This window comes from Acidovorax facilis, assembly GCF_023913775.1.
Lineage (GTDB): Bacteria > Pseudomonadota > Gammaproteobacteria > Burkholderiales > Burkholderiaceae_C > Acidovorax > Acidovorax facilis.
Genome location: NZ_JAMXAX010000412.1, coordinates 1 through 246 on the forward strand (window position 1 = coordinate 1; position 246 = coordinate 246).

1 pseudogene is annotated in these 246 nt (G+C 60.2%); it reads right to left on the bottom strand.

Going from position 1 to position 246, the window contains the following annotated elements:
* Positions 1-246 (bottom strand): annotated as a pseudogene (locus NFX52_RS30805) (IS3 family transposase); the annotation flags it as partial.

Consider the following 246-nt stretch of genomic DNA (forward strand, 5'->3'; position numbering starts at 1 on the left):
GTCAGCGAGGCCTGCAGCCTGCGGTAGCCGTAGCAGCGGTGGTTTGACTCGAAGATCTCGGTGAGGGATTGGCGCACACCAAGGTACTTGTCGCCGACCGCTGTGCGGGCCCGATGGTAGAAGTACGAGCTACGTGCAAGACCCAACTGTCCAAGGAGCTCAGGCAAGTCATAGTGCTCCTTGAGGGCGTCAATCAGCAGTGTCTTCTCCCGGTTGGACAGGAGCTGTAGATCGACGCCCAGGCCT